This window comes from Henriciella pelagia, assembly GCF_002088945.1.
GTDB lineage: Bacteria > Pseudomonadota > Alphaproteobacteria > Caulobacterales > Hyphomonadaceae > Henriciella > Henriciella pelagia.
Window position 1 is genome coordinate 692,502 of the sequence record NZ_NCSU01000007.1, and the last position, 17,912, is coordinate 710,413.

Genomic DNA, 17,912 nt, shown 5'->3' on the forward strand with positions numbered 1-17,912 from the left:
GCGCGATATGACCGATACGACCATCGCCTTTACCCCGCCTGAATGGGCCCCGCAGTCTTCTGTCTGGGTTGGCTGGCCACATCTCAAGGATGCGTGGGCCGAAGATTATGACGGCGCCCAGCGCGAGATTGCGGCGCTGGTGAAGGCGCTCTCGCCTGTGGTGAAGGTCAAGCTGGTCATTGGCGACCCGGCGTCGAGGGCTGAGGCGGCCGACCTGATCGGCGATCTTGCCGAGATGTATGATGCGCCAATGGGTGACATCTGGCTGCGCGATATCGGCCCGGTCTTTGTGAAATATCTGAACCGGCTGGAAGGGCTCGGCTTCGAGTTCAATGGCTGGGGCGGGAAGTATGAGCTGGAGGGCGACACCGAAACCGCTGCGGCGATTGCGCGCCTTGAGGGCCATCCCCTGAAGCGCCTGCCTTTCGTTCTCGAGGGCGGGGCTGTCGAGCAGGACGGCGACGGCAACCTGATCACGACGCGCCAGTGCGTGCTCAACCCCAATCGCAATGAGGGGTGGACCGAAAAGACGGCTGAGGAGAATTTGAAGCTCGCCTTCAATGTAAGCCGCATCATCTGGCTCGGCGATGGCCTGCTGGGTGACCACACCGATGGCCATGTCGACAATATTGCGCGCTTCATCGGGCCGGGACACGTGCTCTGCCAGACGCCGTCGGGCGATGATGATCCGAATGCGGACATTCTGCGCGCGATCGAGGATGAGCTCCGCTCGGTCGAACTCGAAGTCTCGACCATCCCCTCGCCAGGCCGACTTGAGGATGAGGACGGCGAGCCGATCCCGGCCAGCCATATGAACTTCCTGATCTCCAATGGTCGCGTGATACTGCCGGTCTATGAAGACACATATTCGAAGATTGCAGAAGCCGAGCTGCAGGCGCTGATGCCGGACCACGAGGTTATCGCGCTTCCGGCCAACCATATCCTGACCGGCGGCGGCAGTTTCCACTGCATGACGCAGCAGGTCCCAGAAATTGACGAAGGATTGTCCACATGAGCCGTACCCTGAAAGTCGCTGCGATCCAGGCCAGCCTCAGCCAGGACATGCAGGCCAATATCGACAAGGTGAAGGGGCTGGTGCGCGAAGCGGCCGCGCAGGGCGCAGACATCATCCTGCCGTCAGAACTCTTCTGCGACCATTATTTCTGCAAGGTTCAGGATGAGAAGTTCTTTGCCACCGCCTATCCGTGGGCAGAGCACCCGGCAGTCGAACAGCTGGCGGAGCTGGCTGGTGAGCTCGGTGTCGTCATCCCGGTCTCGATCTATGAGAAGGATGGGCCGGAATACTATAATTCCATCGTTATTATCGATGCGGACGGCACCCCGCTTGGCGTCTATCGAAAGAGCCATATTCCGGATGGCCCCGGCTATATGGAGAAATTCTATTTCCGCCCCGGCAATACAGGGTTCCGCGTCTGGGAGACGATGAAGGGCACGATTGGCGTTGGCATCTGCTGGGACCAGTGGTTCCCCGAAGCGGCACGCGCCATGGCTCTGATGGGGGCGGACGTGCTTTTTTACCCCACGGCGATAGGGTCAGAGCCGCATGATGACAGCCTCGATACGGCGGCGCGCTGGCGGCGGGCGATGCAGGGCCATGCCGTTTCGAACGTCACCCCTGTCGTCGCGGCGAACCGGACGGGCGACGAAGAGGGGCAGGTGTTCTATGGCACCAGCTTCATTGCCGACCATGCTGGCGAAATCGTATCCGAGCTGGGCCGGACGGATGAAGGCGTCATCACAGCCGAGTTCGACCTCGACTTCCTGGACCGCCACCGCGCCGCCTGGGGTTTCTTCCGTGACAGGCGCACTGATCTTTATGATGTGCTGGGGTAAAGCAAAACGGGCCAGTCGATGACCAGCCCGTTCGCAGACTGAATTGCCGTGGCAAGACTAGTGCAGTGAGCCGTTCGCGGCGAATTTCTGCGCTTGCTCGATCCATTGCTCACGCGCGACGCGACCCTTGAAGGCGAGGAAGTCGTCAATCCACTTGGCTTCGGCGTCCTGCCAGGCGGCGATCTGCTTGAAGTGGAAGATACCGAGATCGTTCAGCGTCTGCGACAGTTTTGGGCCAATACCCTTGATGCGGGTGAGGTCGTCAGGCGTGCCGTCGGGCGCGTCAAGTCCAGCCGGACGCTGGAGCGCGTTGGTCGGCATGCCACCGGCAAACTTCTCGAAATCGAAGAAGTTGGTGTACGCATCGAAATCCATCGGGCGCCGCATCTGGTCGAACCAGTCTGTCATGACGCCGCCAGGAACAGTCTGCGGCCATTTCATCCAGCCCGGAAGGGTTTCGACGAGTTTGGCGGCATGTTCCCAGTGCTGCAGATTAAGATCAGCGAGCTTGCGGAACACGTCGCGGGTCATGTCTTCCGAGGTGGCAGTTTCGGCGTTGGCGCCGATCGACATCACGGTTTCAAGCCAGGCTTCACTGGCACTGCGACCGAGATCGCCCCAGGCCGTCAGCGATTCGGTGAAAAGCTCAATTGGGTTCAGTTTCGTTTCAGCGGTTGTCATTTCAGCGCTCCTTTGCGCGTATGCTGCAGTGCAACATAGCGACTTTTGGCCGCTATTTCAAGCATTGGGGGTAATGCGCACTCCTGGCCGTGTTGCGGTGCAGCGTAACTGGGGCGGGCCGGACAGGCTCTGTGGGCCGCAATGAGCACTGCGGCGAGACTTATTTTTGAGCCGCGAACGCCATATTAACGCCCAAGGCGAACCATCCTATGCTCGCGAAGGATCGCATCATGCCAATGGACAGGACCCTTGCCAGCCGCCTTGTGCCCGTCCCGGAATCGGGGCGCGTGCTGGTCTTTGATTCCGGCATGGGCGGGCTCACCGTGGCGCGGGAAATCATGGCGCGAGCACCGCAGATTGCCGTCGACTATGCCGCCGATACCGGTTTCTTTCCCTATGGCGACAAGTCAGACGCCGAATTGCGCGAACGTCTGCCACGGATCGCCGCCAGTCTCGTCAGCAGATCCCGCCCGGATGTCTTCGTGATTGCCTGCAATACGGCGAGCACGCTGGCGCTGGAGGAGGTTCGTGCTGCGCTTGATATTCCTGTCATCGGCACGGTGCCTGCCATCAAGCCGGCCGTGGCGGAAACACGGACGGGCGTGATCGGGCTCCTTGCCACGCCGGGCACCATCCGCCGGGCCTATACGGCGCGCTTGATCAAGGAATTTGCGCAGGATGTGTCGGTTATCCTGCATGGAAGCATTGATCTCGTCCGTCTCGCCGAGGCGCATGCCGCAGGTGAGCGTGTGGATGCCGCCGCAATCGGCGATGCACAAGCGCCGATCTTTGAAGCCGAGGGCGGGCGGCAGGTTGATACTGTCGTTCTGGCCTGCACGCATTTTCCGCTGGTACGCGAGCAATTGGCCGCCACGGCGCCGAGGCCGGTAAAATATATCGACTCCGGGGCAGCGATCGCGCGACAGACCCTGCGCGTTCTGGCCCGCGAGACGGCCAATCGCAATCCTGTCGACCGGCCTGGCGGGCATGTCTGGCTGACCAATGATCCGGCGCTGAACCAGCGCCTCGTGAAAGTCTGCCGCCGCTTCGGTTTCCCGAATGTCCGCACTGTCTCAGACAGCACAGATGCAGAAAGTGCTTCGGCGCGCATGTGACTGTCACAAAACTTCGATAATTCATCTCGCAGTGAATCAATCGGGGGCCTTCCATGCGGTCAGTACTCGCCATCCTAACAGCCGGTTTCGTTCTCGCAGCCTGTGCGCCGGAAACGGACCTTTCCCAAATTGATGCCAGCACTGGCACCGTGCCTGTGCTCGCTGCGTCACCGGATGAGAAGATCAAGATTGTCGGCTCGTCGACCGTCGCGCCGTTCTCGACCACCGTGGCGGAGCAGTTCGGAGCGATCTCGGAATTCCCAACCCCGATTGTCGAGACCACCGGCACAGGCGGCGGGTTCAAGGCCTTCTGCAATGGCATTGGCCCTGACCAGCCCTCCATTTCCAATGCGTCGCGGCCGATCAAACCGTCCGAGGTCGAGCTTTGTGCGAAAGCCGGGATCACCCAGCTCGTTGAAGTGAAGATCGGCTATGACGGTATCGTGCTCGCCAATGCCAAGGGTTCGCCCGAACTCGACCTGTCCAAGGAGGAAATCTTCCGTGCGCTCGCCGCTGAACTGCCAGATGGCAAGGGCGGCTGGATCAAGAATCCTCACCAGACCTGGAAGGATGTGGCTGATCACCTGCCTGACATGCAGATTCTGGTTTCCGGTCCGCCACCGACATCAGGAACGCGTGACGCCTTCGCAGAACTCGCAATGGAAGGCGGCGCGGAAGAAGTGGCCGAACTTGCGGCCCTGAAGGAGAGCGACAAGGATGATTTCGTCAAGAAGGCGACAACGATCCGCAATGATGGCAAGTGGATCGACTCCGGCGAGAACGATACGGCCATTGTCCAGACCCTGATGAAAAACCCCGACAGTATCGGCATCATGGGCTATTCCTTCCTTGAGCAGAACCTCGACCGGCTCAAAGGCGCGCACATAGAAGGTACCGACCCGACCTTCGAGCAGATCGCAAGCGGGGAGTACGGAATCTCTCGCTCCATGTTCTTCTATGTGAAGAAACAGAATGTGAGCCTCGTGCCCGGAATTCCGGAATTCATCTCCGAGTTTACCCAGGAAGACGCATGGGGACCGACCGGTTATCTCGTCGAAAAGGGGCTCATTCCGCTGCAGGAAGATGAACGGATTGCGACGCGGGAGAAAGCCCTTGCGCTCGAAATCATGGCTTCTGAAAGCTAGGCTGTTTCAGCCAGCAGATTCTGAAGGATTGCCCGCGACCGCGCCACGATTGGCGTGTCGCCTCCGCGATAGTGGGCCAGGGCAATCACGGAGGTCGAAAGAGCCCAGCCGCGCCCGCGCAGCCAGTCAGCCTCGCTTGCCTTCATGGCGTTTGCGAACGCATCTCGGGCGGCGCCTTCGAACACGGTGAAACCTGCCATCAGGTCGCATGCCGGGTCCCCGATTGCGCTGAGGCCCCAGTCGATTACGCCTGTCAGTGCGCCCTCGCTGACCACCAGATTACCGGTGTGCAGGTCGCCATGGATCCAGGTGTAGTCCCGGCGAGGACAGCTCGCGGCATTGACCGAGGCATGCCACAGGCGGCGGAGTTTCGCCGCATCGAACTCATCTGACAGGGTGACGATGGCCTTTCGGGTAGGGGTGTCTCGCTTGGCAAGACCGACGCCGCGCCAGTGATTGTCCGGAGCTGGCTCGCTCGCCGGTTCCTTCCTGCACCCTTGCAGGTCAAGCAGGAAGAGGGCGAGGCGTTTCGCATCGGCTTCTGTCGCCTTGTAAGCTGCCAGTTCGGCGCTCTTGCCCTCTAGCCAGGTGCAGATCACCCACGGCCGATTGTCCGGCTTCGGCAACAGACCGCGCGCGAGGAATTTTGGCGTTTGAAGCGAAAGGTCGTTCAGCTCTTTCAGCGCCACCTGTTCGCGGCAGATGAGGGCGGGGGCACTTTCATCGGACCTCGCAATGCGCAGGGCGAGGTCGTTATCGATGCGGTAGATGTAATTGTCGGTCCCGTGTGTGCGGGCAGACCGGATCTTCGCATGCGCCAGGTCGGGAAAGCTGGACTGGACCAGCGCACGGATCAGCCTGATGTCCGGCCGATTACTCACTCGCTACCCGTGGGCCCTGCAGTCGCTCTCTTCTTGCGCCGGCGCAGGCGAATCTTCTGCCAAAAGCGTTTGCGCTCTGGCACCGGCAATGGATCGAGGTTTTCGATGAAGGCTTCGGCGCAGGCCCGCCAGCTATAGCCTTCGGCATAGGTCCGGGCTGTGTCCCGCGACAGCTTGAGGCAGTCGAGACAGGCCTGCTTCAGGTCCTCGCTGATCACGCCGGCATCCGAGCCCGGGATGATATCACGCGGGCCGGGAGCGTCGAAGGCGGCAACGGGCGTTCCGGCCGCCATGGCCTCGAGAATCACCAGACCGAACGTGTCGGTGAGGCTCGGAAAGCAGAAGACATCCGCGCTCGCAAAACAGGTTGCGAGGTCCTCGCCAAATTTTGCGCCGAGGAAATGGACCTTCGGATATTTCTTTTTCAGCTCGGCAAGCTGCGGGCCCTCGCCGACAACCACTTTGGAGCCGGGTAGGTCCAGTTCGACAAAGGCTTCGATATTCTTCTCGACGGCAACACGGCCGACATTCAGGAAGATCGGGCGCGGCAATCCCGCAAAGGGATCGCCCGGCTGGCCTTCCTCGATCCGGCGCGACGGGTTGAACAGTTCGGTGTCGACCCCGCGCGTCCACGAGACGACATTGTTGAAGCGGTGCTCTTCCAGCTCCTTGCGCATGGACGGTGTCGCGACCATCACCTTGCCGGAATATTTGTGGAACCAGCGTACATAGCCATAGCCCCAGGCTGTCGGAATCGGGATTCGCGCCGACACATATTCGGGAAAGCGCGTGTGATAGGACGTCGAGAAGGGGTGTTTTTCCTTCAGGCACATGGCCCGGCCCGCAAGGCCCAGCGTGCCTTCCGTCGCGATGTGCACGGCATCCGGCTGGAAGCTCTCAAAGCGCTCGGTGATCTGTTTGCGCGCAAACAGGGCGAGCTTGATTTCGCTATAGGTCGGCAAGGGAACAGTTGTGAAGCCATCGGCGGGTGAGACAACTTCCCACTCATGGCCCATTTTCTCACACTCGGCGATTACCCGCTTCATGGTGCGTACTACTCCGTTTACCTGTGGCTCCCAGGCGTCGGTAATCAGCATAATACGCATTGGCTCTCCTTGTGACTGGGCCCGATCGAGACAGTTTTAGGTGTATTCGAGCAGGCGTAAACCCGCCATACTGTTGTATGTGAAACTGGTTGAGTGCGCTTTCGACAGGAGACTAGAGCATGCCAGATTTCGGAGAGAAGGTGATGACAGGCTGGGACGAGATCGACGAGATCAAATTCGCCGACGAGGAAGCGCTCGTTGCCGATATCCTGAAGAAACTGCCGCTCGACGAGCGTGCACGGGCGAGCGCCGTGCGGCGCGGTCGGGAGCTGGTGAAGATCGCCCGTGCCGCTGGCCGTCCCAAGGGCATGATGGAAAGCTTTCTGGAGGAGTTCGGCCTGTCCAACTCGGAAGGGCTGGCGCTGATGTGCCTTGCCGAAGCCCTGCTTCGTGTCCCTGACGCTGAAACCCGCGACGATCTCATTGCCGAGAAGATCCGGTCGGGCGACTGGGGTGCCCATAAGGGCCAGTCCGACAGCTGGCTGGTCAACGCCTCGACCTGGGGCCTCATGCTGACCGGCAAGGTGATCGGCGCGCCGTCGGACGCCCGGAAAGGCCCGTCAGCATTCATTTCAGGGCTGATCCGCGAGAGCGGCGAGCCCGTCATCCGCACTGCCATGATGCAGGCCATGCGGATCATGGGCGAACAGTTCGTCCTCGGTCGGACAGTCAAGGAAGCGCTGCGGCGTGGTTCCAAGATGGTGAAGTCCGGGGACGCCGCCAATTTCAGCTTTGACATGCTGGGCGAGGGGGCCCGGACAGCTGATGATGCCGAGCGCTATTACGAGGCCTATGCGAAGGCAATCGATGCAGTCGGCCAGCATGGCGACAAAGCGACACCGCCTGAGAACAAGAATGGCATTTCGGTCAAACTGTCGGCGCTGCATCCGCGGTATGAGGCGGTCAACGAAGCCCGCGTCATGGCAGAGCTTTATCCAAAGCTCAAAGCGCTCTGCGAGCAGGCGGCTGGCCACAATATAAATCTCTGCCTCGATGCGGAAGAAGCCGACCGGCTGGTGATTTCGCTCAAACTGCTGGAGCGGTTGATGCGGGAGCCGAGCCTCAAGGGCTGGGATGGGCTCGGGCTCGCCGTGCAGGCCTATCAGAAGCGCTGTCCGCTCGTCATTGAGCGGCTGTCCAGGCTCGCTGGCGAGACCGGCATGCGTCTGATGGTCCGTCTTGTGAAGGGCGCCTATTGGGACACCGAGATCAAGCATGCCCAGGAAGACGGGATGCGCAACTTCCCAGTCTTCACCACCAAGCACAATACCGATCTCAACTATCTCTCCTGCGCGCATGCCCTTCTGCAGGCCAGCCCGCGCATCTATCCGCAGTTTGCAACCCACAATGCCCACTCGCTTGCAACCATCCTGATGATGGCCGAGGCGGAAGGTGTCGAGACTTACGAGTTCCAGCGCCTGCACGGCATGGGTGAGCCGCTCTACGCGGCAGCCGAAAAAGGCAGCAAGGTCCGCGTCTATGCGCCGGTTGGCGCGCACAAGGACCTGCTGCCCTATCTTGTTCGACGCCTGCTGGAAAACGGCGCAAATACAAGCTTTGTCCATTCCTTCCTCGACCCGGATGTGCCGGTGGAGAAGGTTGTCGACGATCCGATTGCCAAGGTGGAGGCAGGTCCTCGCCGGCACCCGCGCATCCCGACGCCTCCGCGCCTTTACGGCCCGATGCGCAAGAACTCGATTGGCGTGGACCTTTCTCAGTCAGGTGAGCGGGGCGTCCTTGAAGAGAATGTCGCGCGGCTGGAAAAGGAGAGCCCGCTGGCGGCCGGCCCCATAATCTCTGGGAAACCGGCCACGGAAGGCGGCGCAGATGTGTTTGCGCCTTTCGATACGGCCCGCAAGATCGGCACAGTGCTCAATGCGGGCGAGGCCGACGTTGACGCCGCCCTTGATGTTGCCGTGAAATTCCAGCCCGAATGGGACCGCCTTGGCGGCGCGGCGCGCGCAAAAATCCTCTCCGACATGGGAGACGCGCTGGAAGCCAATATGGACCGCCTCTGTGCGATCCTCGCCGAAGAAGCCGGCAAGACGTTCGGGGACGGCATTGCAGAGGTCCGTGAGGCGGTGGATTTCTGTCGCTATTATGCGGTTCAGGCGGAAGAGAAGTTCGAGGGGCGCACCCGCCTTCCGGGGCCAGCCGGGGAAACCAATCATATCTCGCTGCACGGACGCGGCGTCTTCGCCTGCATCTCGCCCTGGAATTTCCCGCTTGCGATTTTCACGGGCCAGATCACGGCCGCCCTCGGCGCAGGCAATACCGTCATTGCCAAACCGGCCGAACAGACGCCGCTCATTGCCTATGAGGCGGTGCGTATCTGGCAGGCCGCCGGCTTGCCGGGCGAGGCGCTACACCTCCTGCCAGGACGCGGCGAGACGGTCGGTGCCCGACTGACGAGCGATTTGCGTGTGGCAGGTGTGTGCTTTACCGGCGGCACCGATACGGCCCGGATCATCAACAAGACACTGGCGGGGCGTGAGGGGCCGATCATTCCGCTGATTGCGGAGACGGGCGGTCTCAACGGCATGTTTGTCGACACGACGGCGCTGCGCGAGCAGGTGGTCGATGATGTCATCGTCTCCGCCTTTGGCTCTGCGGGGCAGCGCTGTTCGGCGTTGCGTATCCTGTTCCTGCCCAACGACACGGCGGATGCGCTGATCGAGGGCCTGTGCGGGGCGATGGATGAGCTCAAGATCGGCCATCCCGGCAAGGCCGAAACGGATGTGGGGCCGGTCATTGATGATGACGCGCTTGGTATCCTCGTTGATTATGTCGCGCGGATGAAGGAAGAGGCGACGCTCATCAAGCAGCTCGACGCACCCTCTGGCGGCCACTTCTTCGGGCCCACCGTGATCGAGCTGGACTCGCTCGACCAGATCGAGAAGGAGACCTTTGGCCCCGTCCTGCACATTGTCCGGTATGATCCTGACAATATCGAAAAGGTGGGCGCGGCGCTCGAGGCAAAGGGCTATGGCCTCACCCTTGGCGTCCATTCACGTCTGGAAAGTTTCGCGAAAAAGGTTCAGGCCGCCGTCCATGCCGGTAACACATATGTTAACCGATCCATGACAGGAGCAGTGGTCGGTGTGCAGCCTTTTGGCGGTGAAGGTCTCTCCGGGACCGGGCCGAAGGCCGGCGGACCGCATTACATGTTGCGATTTGCGGCAGAACGTGTGTTAACAGTGAATATCACGGCTCAGGGGGGTGATCCGGAACTCCTGAGCCTGTGACAGAGGGCCTGGATTGTGAACTGCTTAAGCGTTTCGAACTGGACGCCGACTTTCGCGTGGCTGTCTGCGGGCATCGTGCTACTAGTCGGCTGTGGCGCGGAACCGGCAAATGAGCCAGCTCCCCCGTCAACGCGGGTCGACGAACGCCCCGTCGGCACCCAGGATCTCGACAACGCCTTCGCGACGCCTCCCGGCGAAGGGATCGCCATCGTCAATGGCAGCCAGGCGGCGGCGATCAACGTCACCATGCCGGATGATTTCGACTCCCTTCCGCAAAACCTGCGCGATGAGCTGAGCGCACGCGCCAATGCGGGCACGGAGGCCTTTATCGCAGCCGCCGAAGCCGATCAGGAATCCGCCCGCAATGAGGGATTCGAATTTCGCCCGCACGCCCTTGATGTTGTCTGGAAGAGAAGCGGTCCCACAGAAGGCGTCCTCACCGGCTTTGTTGGCACTTACACGATCTATACGGGCGGCGCGCATCCCAACCTGTCCTTCGACAAGGTGAACTGGGATGTCGAGGCCGATCAGCCCGTCAGTTTCGAAGACATATTCGATGATGCTGACGCGGCGCATGCGCGAATCTCGGACCTTCTGAAAACCAGATTGCTGGCCCAGAAGCGCGAACGCCTCGGTGATACCGAGTCCAGCGATGAGGAAATCCTCGAAACATGGGTCGATCCGGCGCTTGAGGCCGGATCTGCCTTGTTCGACCATTTCAGCATTGCCGCATCCACCGAGCCGGACAAGGCTGGAGGCATTGTCTACCACTTCGCGCCTTATGAAGTCGGCGCGTACGCCGAAGGGGTGTACGTCGTCTCACTGCCTTATGGCGAGTTCGAGGACTTTCTCGGCGAAGCCTATGGCGAGGATTTTGGCGGAGAGCTTCTCGCCCCCTAGGTCGAAGGCCTGAGCGTGCAGCCAAGGCCCGGTTCGTAAAAAGCCGTCGCGCTCACATAACCGGATGCAGCGCTCGCCCTGATCGACTGGTCCTGCTCGGTGAAGGTGATGGCGCTGAAATCGTCGGTGAAATCCCCACGGCAGCTCGCCATCTCGCGCCCGGCAACGAAGCGGCATGAGCACACCATCTTGGCGCCGTAGGCCGTAGCGACCTTGCCGAACGCCACCTGATCCTTCAGCCAGAACTGCCAGACCAGCACCGCCATCACGCCGGCAGCAATGGTCATGACCGCAAAGGCTTTGACGAGTTTCATGGCCTGCCTCTAGTGTCCGCTGACGCAAGGGATAGGGAGCGCGGCCATGTTCGGCAAGTGGTTTGGAATGAGCGGGCATACGGTATCCTCCTGCAACGGAGCCCTCATGGTGAGCGAAGTCGAACCAGGAGGGCCTGCTTCCGAGGAAGCGTCATCCTCGACCGCGAAACGGTCTGAGGATCCATCTCCCGGCCTCGACAGATTCGCCTGTGGATCGGGTTGGAGATGGGCGCTCAGACGGGCAATGCCCGTCGAGCGAGACGCCGCATTGAGGCGGTCCCGTGACAGATATCCGCTTCGTGGTTCGACTTCGCTCACCATGAGGCTGCTGGGAGGTCTGCTTGTCTGGTCGGCATGCGGGGCGACGGCGTCCGCGCAAGACCTTGTCGCGCTGCTGCCGCAGCCTGAGGGACTGGCCTGGCCAACTGAGGGCTGGGAGGTGGGCTCGCTGCCGGAGGAGATTGCCGCTGATGTTCAGGCGCATGTCGACGACGTCATGGCACGCCAGCGAGGCGACGAGCTGGGAGAGACCCGCGCCGTGGTCATCATTCATCGCGGCAAGCTGGTGCTGGAGGCGTATCGCGATGGCTTCGGGCCGGACACCAAACAGGTGTCATGGTCGATGGCGAAATCGATCACGAGCGCGCTTGTGGGACGCTCGGTGCAACTCGGCCTCATCGATGACATCGACTATCCCATGCCGTCGCCCTTCGCCGAGGATGATCCGCGTAGAGAGATCACCTGGCGCCAGTGGCTGACCATGACGGACGGGCTCGACTATCTGGAGATCGGCGCGGAAACAATGGCGGAGAATGACGTCATCCAGATGACCTATGGGCCGGGCCGGTATGACGTTATCCAGTACATCGTCGATGAGCTGCCGCCCGCCCATGAACCCGGCATGCACTGGAACTATTCGACGGCTGGGTTTCACCTCATTGGACGGGCTCTGCTTGAGCTGTCTCGCTCAACCGAGAACGTCAAACCGGTCGAAGATCCAATCGTAGAGGCTGAGGACCTGACGCCGACGTCGGTACAATTTATCGAGCGCTGTTTGTCAGGCGTCATGAACGCCACCGAGGGTCAAATGTCAGACCCCCTTCCGGTGATGCAGCAGGGGCCATGCGCGCTTGGTCGGCACATGCGGCTGTTTGATAGACTGGGAATGGACGCCCAGCCGGAATTCGACGCCGCTGGAAACTTTCTCGGCGGCTCGCTCGTCTGGGCCTCGGCGCGGGACTTTGCGAAGTTTGGATATCTCTATCTGCGCGACGGCGTCTGGGAGGGCGATCGCCTCCTGCCGGAAGGCTGGGTGGATTTCTCCCGCACTGGCGCGCTCGGTGATGATGGCAATGTCTATGGCGCGGGCTGGTGGATCACCACCGGGGGCGAAGAGCCTTCGCCTGACTACCAGCTTCGAACATCACCACCCTGGGACAGTTTCGCCGCCGAAGGCCATGAAGGGCAGACACTATATGTTGTGCCATCACGCGACCTCGTCATCGTTCGTCTGGGCCTCATGCGGAACGGTGGGAACAACTGGCCGGCGCTCTTCCAGTGGAATCAGAAGCTCGCTTCCATGTTCCCCGAAACCCGATTCGCATCGACTCCCGATAATGCGAACATGCCCTGAGGCCGGACCCTGAAATTTTTTTCATTCCAATCCACAGGCTGGTGAAAAACTGTGTACGGCGGAAGTCCAATTGTGGCGGGCATGGGGCGGGTGTGTTAACCTTCCGTTTACAGGTTTTCCACGGCTTAGGTGTTGAATCTTCGGGAACCCCCATTGACCAAGCATTAACCTTAGGACCACTATATCTAGTATTGGGGAAGGGCTGAAGCACCGCATATGGCGCTTGAGGGGCTAGATCCCTATATTTATTGGGCCGTCTGAGAGGTTTTGACATGTCTGCGAGCAATGCTGCCACCACTACGAAAGCCGCCCTTCGCCGGGGCAAGCCTAAGGGGCAGATGAAGCCGGACCTGAAGCTTGTCACCGATTGGGAAATCAAGATCGACCCGGCGCGCGATGCCAACCTCACCGAGTTCGGCAAGAAGACGCTTGAGGATCGCTATCTCCTGCCGGGTGAAACCTATCAGGGCATGTTCGCCCGTGTCGCGAAAGCCTTTGCCGACGACCAGGATCACGCCCAGCGCATCTATGACTACATGTCGAATCTCTGGTTCATGCCGGCGACGCCAGTTCTCTCGAATGGCGGCGCAGATCGCGGCTTGCCGATTTCCTGCTTCCTGAACCAGGTTGGCGACTCGCTCGACGACATTGTCGAGACTTGGACCGAGAATGTCTGGCTCGCCTCGAATGGCGGCGGCATCGGCACCTATTGGGGCCATGTCCGCTCCATCGGTGAGAAAGTCGGCCAGAACGGACAGACTTCCGGAATCATTCCTTTCATCCGCGTGATGGACTCTCTGACCCTCGCGATCAGCCAGGGCTCGCTGCGCCGTGGTTCGGCTGCCTGCTATCTCGACATCCACCACCCGGAAATCGAGGAATTCCTCGAAATTCGCAAAGCCTCGGGTGACTTCAACCGCAAGTCCCTCAACCTGCACCATGGCATCAACATCACCGATGAGTTCATGGAAGCGGTGCGCAATGATGCCGAGTTCGGCCTGCGCTCGCCCAAGTCTGGTGAAGTGCTGCGCACGGTCAATGCCCGCAAGATCTGGCAGAAGATCCTTGAACTGCGCATCCAGACTGGTGAGCCATACCTGCTGTTCACGGATACGGTGAACAACGCCATGCCAGCGCACCAGCGCAAGCTCGGCCTCAAGGTTCACCAGTCCAACCTCTGCTCGGAAATCACCCTTCCAACCGGTGTCGACCATAATGGCGAGGACCGCACGGCTGTCTGCTGCCTGTCATCGGTCAATGCCGAGAAGTTCCTTGAGTGGTCGAAGAATGAGGACTTCCTGGAAGACATTTTCCGCTTCCTCGATAATGTGCTCGAAGACTTCATCAACCGCGCGCCGGACGAGATGGCCCGCGCGGTCTACTCGGCAAAACGCGAGCGCTCTGTTGGCCTCGGCCTGATGGGCTTTCACTCCTTCCTGCAGACGATGAACGTGCCGATCGAAAGCGCGATGTCGAAAGTCTGGAACGAGAAGATGTTCAAGCATATCCGTGCTGGTGCGGATGCGGCTTCGGTCAAGCTCGCCAAGGAGCGCGGGCCCTGTGAAGACGCCCGCGATGCTGGCATGATGGCTCGCTTCAGCCACAAGATGGCCGTGGCGCCAACCGCTTCGATCTCGATCATCTGCGGCGGCACGTCGGCAGGCATCGAACCGATCCCGGCCAATGTCTACACGCACAAGACGCTGTCTGGCTCCTTCACGGTGAAGAACCAGCAGCTGCAGAAGCTGCTCGCCTCGAAGGACATGGACACTGACGAGACCTGGAACTCGATCCTTGAGAATGAAGGCTCCGTCCAGCATCTCGACTGCCTGGACGAGCATGAGAAGTCTGTCTTCAAGACGGCCTTCGAGCTCGACCAGCGGTGGATCATCGAACTGGCCGCAGATCGCACGCCTTACATCTGCCAGAGCCAGTCGCTGAACGTCTTCCTGCCGGCAGATATCAACAAGTGGGACCTTCACATGCTGCATTGGACGGCGTGGGAGAAGGGTCTCAAGTCGCTCTATTACTGTCGCTCCAAATCGGTGCAGCGCGCAGGCTTTGCAGGCGCCGCCGACAAGGAAAAGGCGCAAGGCATGGAAGTGCCAAAGACCGATTATGACGAGTGCCTCGCCTGTCAGTAATCACCAGTCTTAGGGATGAGACTGCGAACCCCGGCCCCGGTGGCCGGGGTTTTCTTTTGGCCGGGAAGGATTCTGACAAGCGCTCCAGTTGTCTGTGGGTAATCCGTGAGACAGAATGATAGTTAACTACAATAATCGCCTTGGGAGGCCCAGCCCGTGAAACCTGACTTCTCACTCAATCGCCGCGTTTTCCTGATGTCGTCAGCCTCCGTGCTCGGGGGTTGGAACGCTCGCGCGCCCCGCCTGGGCTCGCCGTGAGCGTTTCCCGGTCGTCGAGACGTCGAACGGCAAGCTTATAGGTGCCCGTTCTGGTGGCATGCACAGCTTCATGGGCATTCGCTATGGTGCACCGACCAGTGGTACCAATCGTTTCATGCCGCCCCAGCCTGTCGAGAAGTGGGCGGGCGTAAAGGAAGCTCTTGCTTTCAGCGATGCTGCGCCGCAAATGCCGGGCAATCGCAGCTTCGATTATGGCGATCTCATCGTGTTTGACCGTCACCCCTCGGGTCTCGGTGAGGACTGCCTTGCGCTCAATCTCTGGACATCGCTCGCCGCGACGGGCGATCCGAACAATGAGCGCCTGGCCGACTGGCCTGTCTATACGCAGGACGCGCGTGCGACCATGGTTTTTGACGTCGACACGCGGGTCGAGAATGACCCGCGCGCCGACATCAGGGCGTTCTGGGAGGGAATTGACGCCTAGAAAACGAGGCGGATTCCGCCGCGAATATTCCGGCCCGGTGCTGGGACCGTGTCCTTGAGGACGGACGTGGCGTAGCGCACGTCCTCATCGGTCACGTTCCGCGCTTCAAGGAAAAGCTCCGTGCCCTCCTGTCCGACACCGACTTCGGCCAGCGAGAAGGCCGTCCTGAGATCGAGCGTGGTATAGCCGTCGGTTGGAAGTTCGCCCGCGCCCGGCTCATCCTGTTCTGCTGCCACAGTGATGCCCGCGCCCGCGCTCCAGAGACCCCAGTCGGCATCCAGCGATGCGTTGAAGGTCATCGGAGGAATGAGCGGCAGGTTTCCGCCGCCATCAAGTTCTGCGGAAACGAAGTCGACATTCGCCTCTGCGCGCCAGTCCGCGCCAAGTGCGCCGTCCATCATGACGTAATCGGCGTAGATCTCGCCGCCCGTGAAGCTCGCATCCTGCTGCACGAAATTGTAGACGGGCAGCTCGTCGACCTCATCGACCACGATGCCGTCCACAATCGTTGTGCCCGGCGCCAGATAGATGAAGCCGTCAAACTCGGTGTGGAACAGGTTCGCACCAAATCCAAAGCCGTTGTCACCGCGCCAGCGGACCGTTCCCTCGAAGGTGACGCCGCGTTCCTTGTCCAGCGTGTCGTCGCCGACTTCATATTGCGCCGTCGCAAGGTGGGCGCCGTCAGCAAAAAGTTCGCTTTCATTCGGCGCGCGTTCCGTCAAACTGACCTGGCCGCCAATGAAGAGGCCGCTGTCCCAGTGCTGGTGGAGGCCGAACGACCCGGAATAGAGGTCGAACTCGCGTGATCCGGCTAGGATATTTTCGAGTTCAGTCGTGTCATAGCGAAGACCGCCTTCCACGCCGAAACCATTGTCCCATTCGCGGGTCTGATAGGCGAACAGGCCGGTCGATCTGGTATCAGTCTTCGTGATGAACGCCTCATCCCCAAAGGCATCGAGTGTCTTGTCGAGCATCTGGATGCCGACAGCGCCTTCAAAGCCGGCAAAATCCGTTCCGAGCTCGACGCGGCCTTCCGTACCATCGCTTTCATATACGGTGCCCGGTTCGCCGGGCGCTTCAAACTCGACATGTTCATAGTCGGCGATCGAAACATTGCCGGCAATGCGGGTGAATGGGCCTGCATCAATGTCGGCGCCCGCGCGGATATCGTAACGGGTCTGTTCTAGGTCGATGAAGGGTGATTCTTCTTCGTGCTCCTCCTCTTCCTCGCCTTCTTCTTCGTCCTCATGCTCATGAGCATGGCTATGGCCGGGCAGGCCGTAGAGCGCCGTCTGCTGGCGAATCGCAATCCCGACGAAGGCTGAATCGCCAATCCAGGAGAGACCGGCCGCAAGCGAGTCGGTTTCCACGAAGGAATTTTCGAGCGTGTCACGAACGTCCTCATGCTCCTCATGGTCTTCCTCCTCGCCTTCCTCTTCTTCGTGCTCCGCCTCTTCAAGGGCATGCAGGCGGGACGATTCAGCGAAGCCCGGAATATCGTAATCGTCGAAATCGCGTGTACTGCCGGATAGGGAAAGGACAAAGGGGCCAGCAACAAATTTGGCCTTGGCGCCGCCCTCGGTGCCGCCATCATTCACGCTGTTGAGCGCCCCATAGGCCTCGCCGGATACGGGCTCGTCCGGGAGGTCTTCTGCGATCAGTCCGTCGATCACATTGACCACGCCGCCAATCGCCTGGCCGCCATAGGCCAGTGCGGCCGGCCCGCGAAGGATCTCGATCTTTTCGGCGTCGATCCCGTCCGCGGCCACCTGATGGTCAGGCGAAGCGGCCGACGCATCAATGACGCCGATGCCATTGGTCAGCACCAGGACACGTTCCGCGCCAAGTCCGCGCAGCACCGGACGGCTCGCCGCCTGTCCGAAATGGGTGGTGGACACGCCGGGCTGGCTGTCTAGCGAGTTGCCGAGCGAGGCTTGAAGGTTCTGTACGATGTCATCGCGTGAAACAGCCGTGGCATTGCCGATCATCTCATCGGTGGAGCGCTGAGGCCCCACACCGGTGACGATGACAGTCGATAGTCTTTCATCGCGTCCATCAGGCGTGTCGGGACTGGATTGTTGTGCGAGTGCCAGGGGGCAGGTGCCCACAAGCAGGGTTGCCGCAAGCGTGCGGCGCAGGGTCTGGAGTTTCATCAGGGTGTCTTTCTTCTATCAACAGGAATATCGCCCGC

At 60.6% G+C, this 17,912-nt stretch carries 13 protein-coding genes and 1 pseudogene; 9 read left to right on the forward strand and 5 right to left on the reverse strand.

Going from position 1 to position 17,912, the window contains the following annotated elements; translation table 11 throughout:
- Positions 1-7 precede the first annotated feature (7 nt).
- Positions 8-1,015: an agmatine deiminase family protein gene (locus tag B8746_RS06150; protein WP_084392535.1), complete on the forward strand. Its 1,008-nt coding sequence runs from the start codon at positions 8-10 to the stop codon at positions 1,013-1,015.
- Positions 1,012-1,854, forward strand: a complete 843-nt coding sequence (gene aguB, locus B8746_RS06155) for an N-carbamoylputrescine amidase (protein ID WP_084392537.1) — start codon at positions 1,012-1,014, stop codon at positions 1,852-1,854. The genes B8746_RS06150 and aguB overlap by 4 nt, the downstream gene beginning before the upstream one ends.
- Before the next feature lie 57 nt (positions 1,855-1,911).
- On the opposite strand, the gene B8746_RS06160 is transcribed toward aguB, so the two are convergent.
- A complete protein-coding gene (locus B8746_RS06160) occupies positions 1,912-2,535 on the reverse strand; it encodes a hypothetical protein (protein ID WP_084392539.1) in 624 nt (207 codons plus the stop codon).
- A gap of 209 nt (positions 2,536-2,744) precedes the next feature.
- On the opposite strand from B8746_RS06160, the gene murI reads away from it, so the two are divergent.
- Positions 2,745-3,650 carry a glutamate racemase gene (gene murI, locus B8746_RS06165; protein ID WP_233123981.1) on the forward strand — a complete coding sequence of 302 codons (906 nt, stop codon included), beginning with the start codon at positions 2,745-2,747 and terminating at the stop codon, positions 3,648-3,650.
- A 53-nt stretch (positions 3,651-3,703) separates the two neighbouring features.
- On the forward strand, positions 3,704-4,795 hold the full coding sequence (locus B8746_RS06170) for a substrate-binding domain-containing protein (RefSeq protein WP_084392541.1): 1,092 nt from the start codon (positions 3,704-3,706) through the stop codon (positions 4,793-4,795).
- Here the strand turns inward: B8746_RS06170 and B8746_RS06175 are convergent.
- Complete coding sequence (locus B8746_RS06175; RefSeq protein WP_084392544.1) at positions 4,792-5,676, reverse strand: phosphotransferase; 885 nt, start codon at positions 5,674-5,676, stop codon at positions 4,792-4,794. The genes B8746_RS06170 and B8746_RS06175 overlap by 4 nt on opposite strands.
- Positions 5,673-6,782, reverse strand: coding sequence for a glycosyltransferase family 4 protein (locus B8746_RS06180; RefSeq protein WP_084392546.1), 1,110 nt, complete (start codon positions 6,780-6,782; stop codon positions 5,673-5,675). The genes B8746_RS06175 and B8746_RS06180 overlap by 4 nt, the downstream gene beginning before the upstream one ends.
- A 119-nt stretch (positions 6,783-6,901) precedes the next feature.
- Here B8746_RS06180 and putA point away from each other — a divergent pair, with 119 nt between their 5' ends.
- Entirely contained in the window at positions 6,902-10,027 is a 3,126-nt protein-coding gene (putA, locus tag B8746_RS06185; RefSeq protein ID WP_198943701.1) for a bifunctional proline dehydrogenase/L-glutamate gamma-semialdehyde dehydrogenase PutA, read from the forward strand.
- 15 nt (positions 10,028-10,042) lie between these two features.
- Positions 10,043-10,927 carry a DUF3298 and DUF4163 domain-containing protein gene (locus tag B8746_RS06190; protein WP_143434534.1) on the forward strand — a complete coding sequence of 295 codons (885 nt, stop codon included), beginning with the start codon at positions 10,043-10,045 and terminating at the stop codon, positions 10,925-10,927.
- Here B8746_RS06190 and B8746_RS06195 read toward each other — a convergent pair.
- Positions 10,924-11,241, reverse strand: a complete 318-nt coding sequence (locus tag B8746_RS06195) for a hypothetical protein (RefSeq protein ID WP_084392550.1) — start codon at positions 11,239-11,241, stop codon at positions 10,924-10,926. The genes B8746_RS06190 and B8746_RS06195 overlap by 4 nt on opposite strands.
- A 244-nt stretch (positions 11,242-11,485) precedes the next feature.
- On the opposite strand from B8746_RS06195, the gene B8746_RS06200 reads away from it, so the two are divergent.
- The 3 genes and pseudogenes from B8746_RS06200 to B8746_RS06210 form a co-directional block, all read left to right on the forward strand.
- Positions 11,486-12,874, forward strand: coding sequence for a serine hydrolase domain-containing protein (locus tag B8746_RS06200; RefSeq protein WP_158084546.1), 1,389 nt, complete (start codon positions 11,486-11,488; stop codon positions 12,872-12,874).
- A 338-nt stretch (positions 12,875-13,212) separates the two neighbouring features.
- The gene (locus B8746_RS06205; protein WP_370236232.1) at positions 13,213-15,018 is read left to right on the forward strand and encodes a ribonucleoside-diphosphate reductase subunit alpha; all 1,806 of its coding nucleotides are present in this window, start codon (positions 13,213-13,215) and stop codon (positions 15,016-15,018) included.
- Positions 15,019-15,295: 277 nt separating this feature from the next.
- Positions 15,296-15,721: pseudogene (locus tag B8746_RS06210) on the forward strand (carboxylesterase family protein); the annotation flags it as partial.
- On the opposite strand, the gene B8746_RS06215 reads toward B8746_RS06210, so the two are convergent.
- Entirely contained in the window at positions 15,718-17,874 is a 2,157-nt protein-coding gene (locus B8746_RS06215; protein WP_084392557.1) for a TonB-dependent receptor domain-containing protein, read from the reverse strand. The pseudogene B8746_RS06210 and the gene B8746_RS06215 overlap by 4 nt on opposite strands.
- Positions 17,875-17,912: the final 38 nt, after the last annotated feature.

What these genes read in the sequence shown, in the direction of transcription:
- B8746_RS06150 (WP_084392535.1), top strand. Translation starts at nt 8, where the DNA reads ATGACCGATACGACCATCGCCTTTACCCCGCCTGAATGGGCCCCGCAG.
- aguB (WP_084392537.1), top strand. Translation starts at nt 1,012, where the DNA reads ATGAGCCGTACCCTGAAAGTCGCTGCGATCCAGGCCAGCCTCAGCCAG.
- B8746_RS06160 (WP_084392539.1), bottom strand. Translation starts at nt 2,535, where the DNA reads ATGACAACCGCTGAAACGAAACTGAACCCAATTGAGCTTTTCACCGAA.
- murI (WP_233123981.1), top strand. Translation starts at nt 2,745, where the DNA reads ATGCTCGCGAAGGATCGCATCATGCCAATGGACAGGACCCTTGCCAGC.
- B8746_RS06170 (WP_084392541.1), top strand. Translation starts at nt 3,704, where the DNA reads ATGCGGTCAGTACTCGCCATCCTAACAGCCGGTTTCGTTCTCGCAGCC.
- B8746_RS06180 (WP_084392546.1), bottom strand. Translation starts at nt 6,782, where the DNA reads ATGCGTATTATGCTGATTACCGACGCCTGGGAGCCACAGGTAAACGGA.
- putA (WP_198943701.1), top strand. Translation starts at nt 6,902, where the DNA reads ATGCCAGATTTCGGAGAGAAGGTGATGACAGGCTGGGACGAGATCGAC.
- B8746_RS06195 (WP_084392550.1), bottom strand. Translation starts at nt 11,241, where the DNA reads ATGAAACTCGTCAAAGCCTTTGCGGTCATGACCATTGCTGCCGGCGTG.
- B8746_RS06200 (WP_158084546.1), top strand. Translation starts at nt 11,486, where the DNA reads ATGCCCGTCGAGCGAGACGCCGCATTGAGGCGGTCCCGTGACAGATAT.
- B8746_RS06205 (WP_370236232.1), top strand. Translation starts at nt 13,213, where the DNA reads ATGAAGCCGGACCTGAAGCTTGTCACCGATTGGGAAATCAAGATCGAC.
- B8746_RS06215 (WP_084392557.1), bottom strand. Translation starts at nt 17,874, where the DNA reads ATGAAACTCCAGACCCTGCGCCGCACGCTTGCGGCAACCCTGCTTGTG.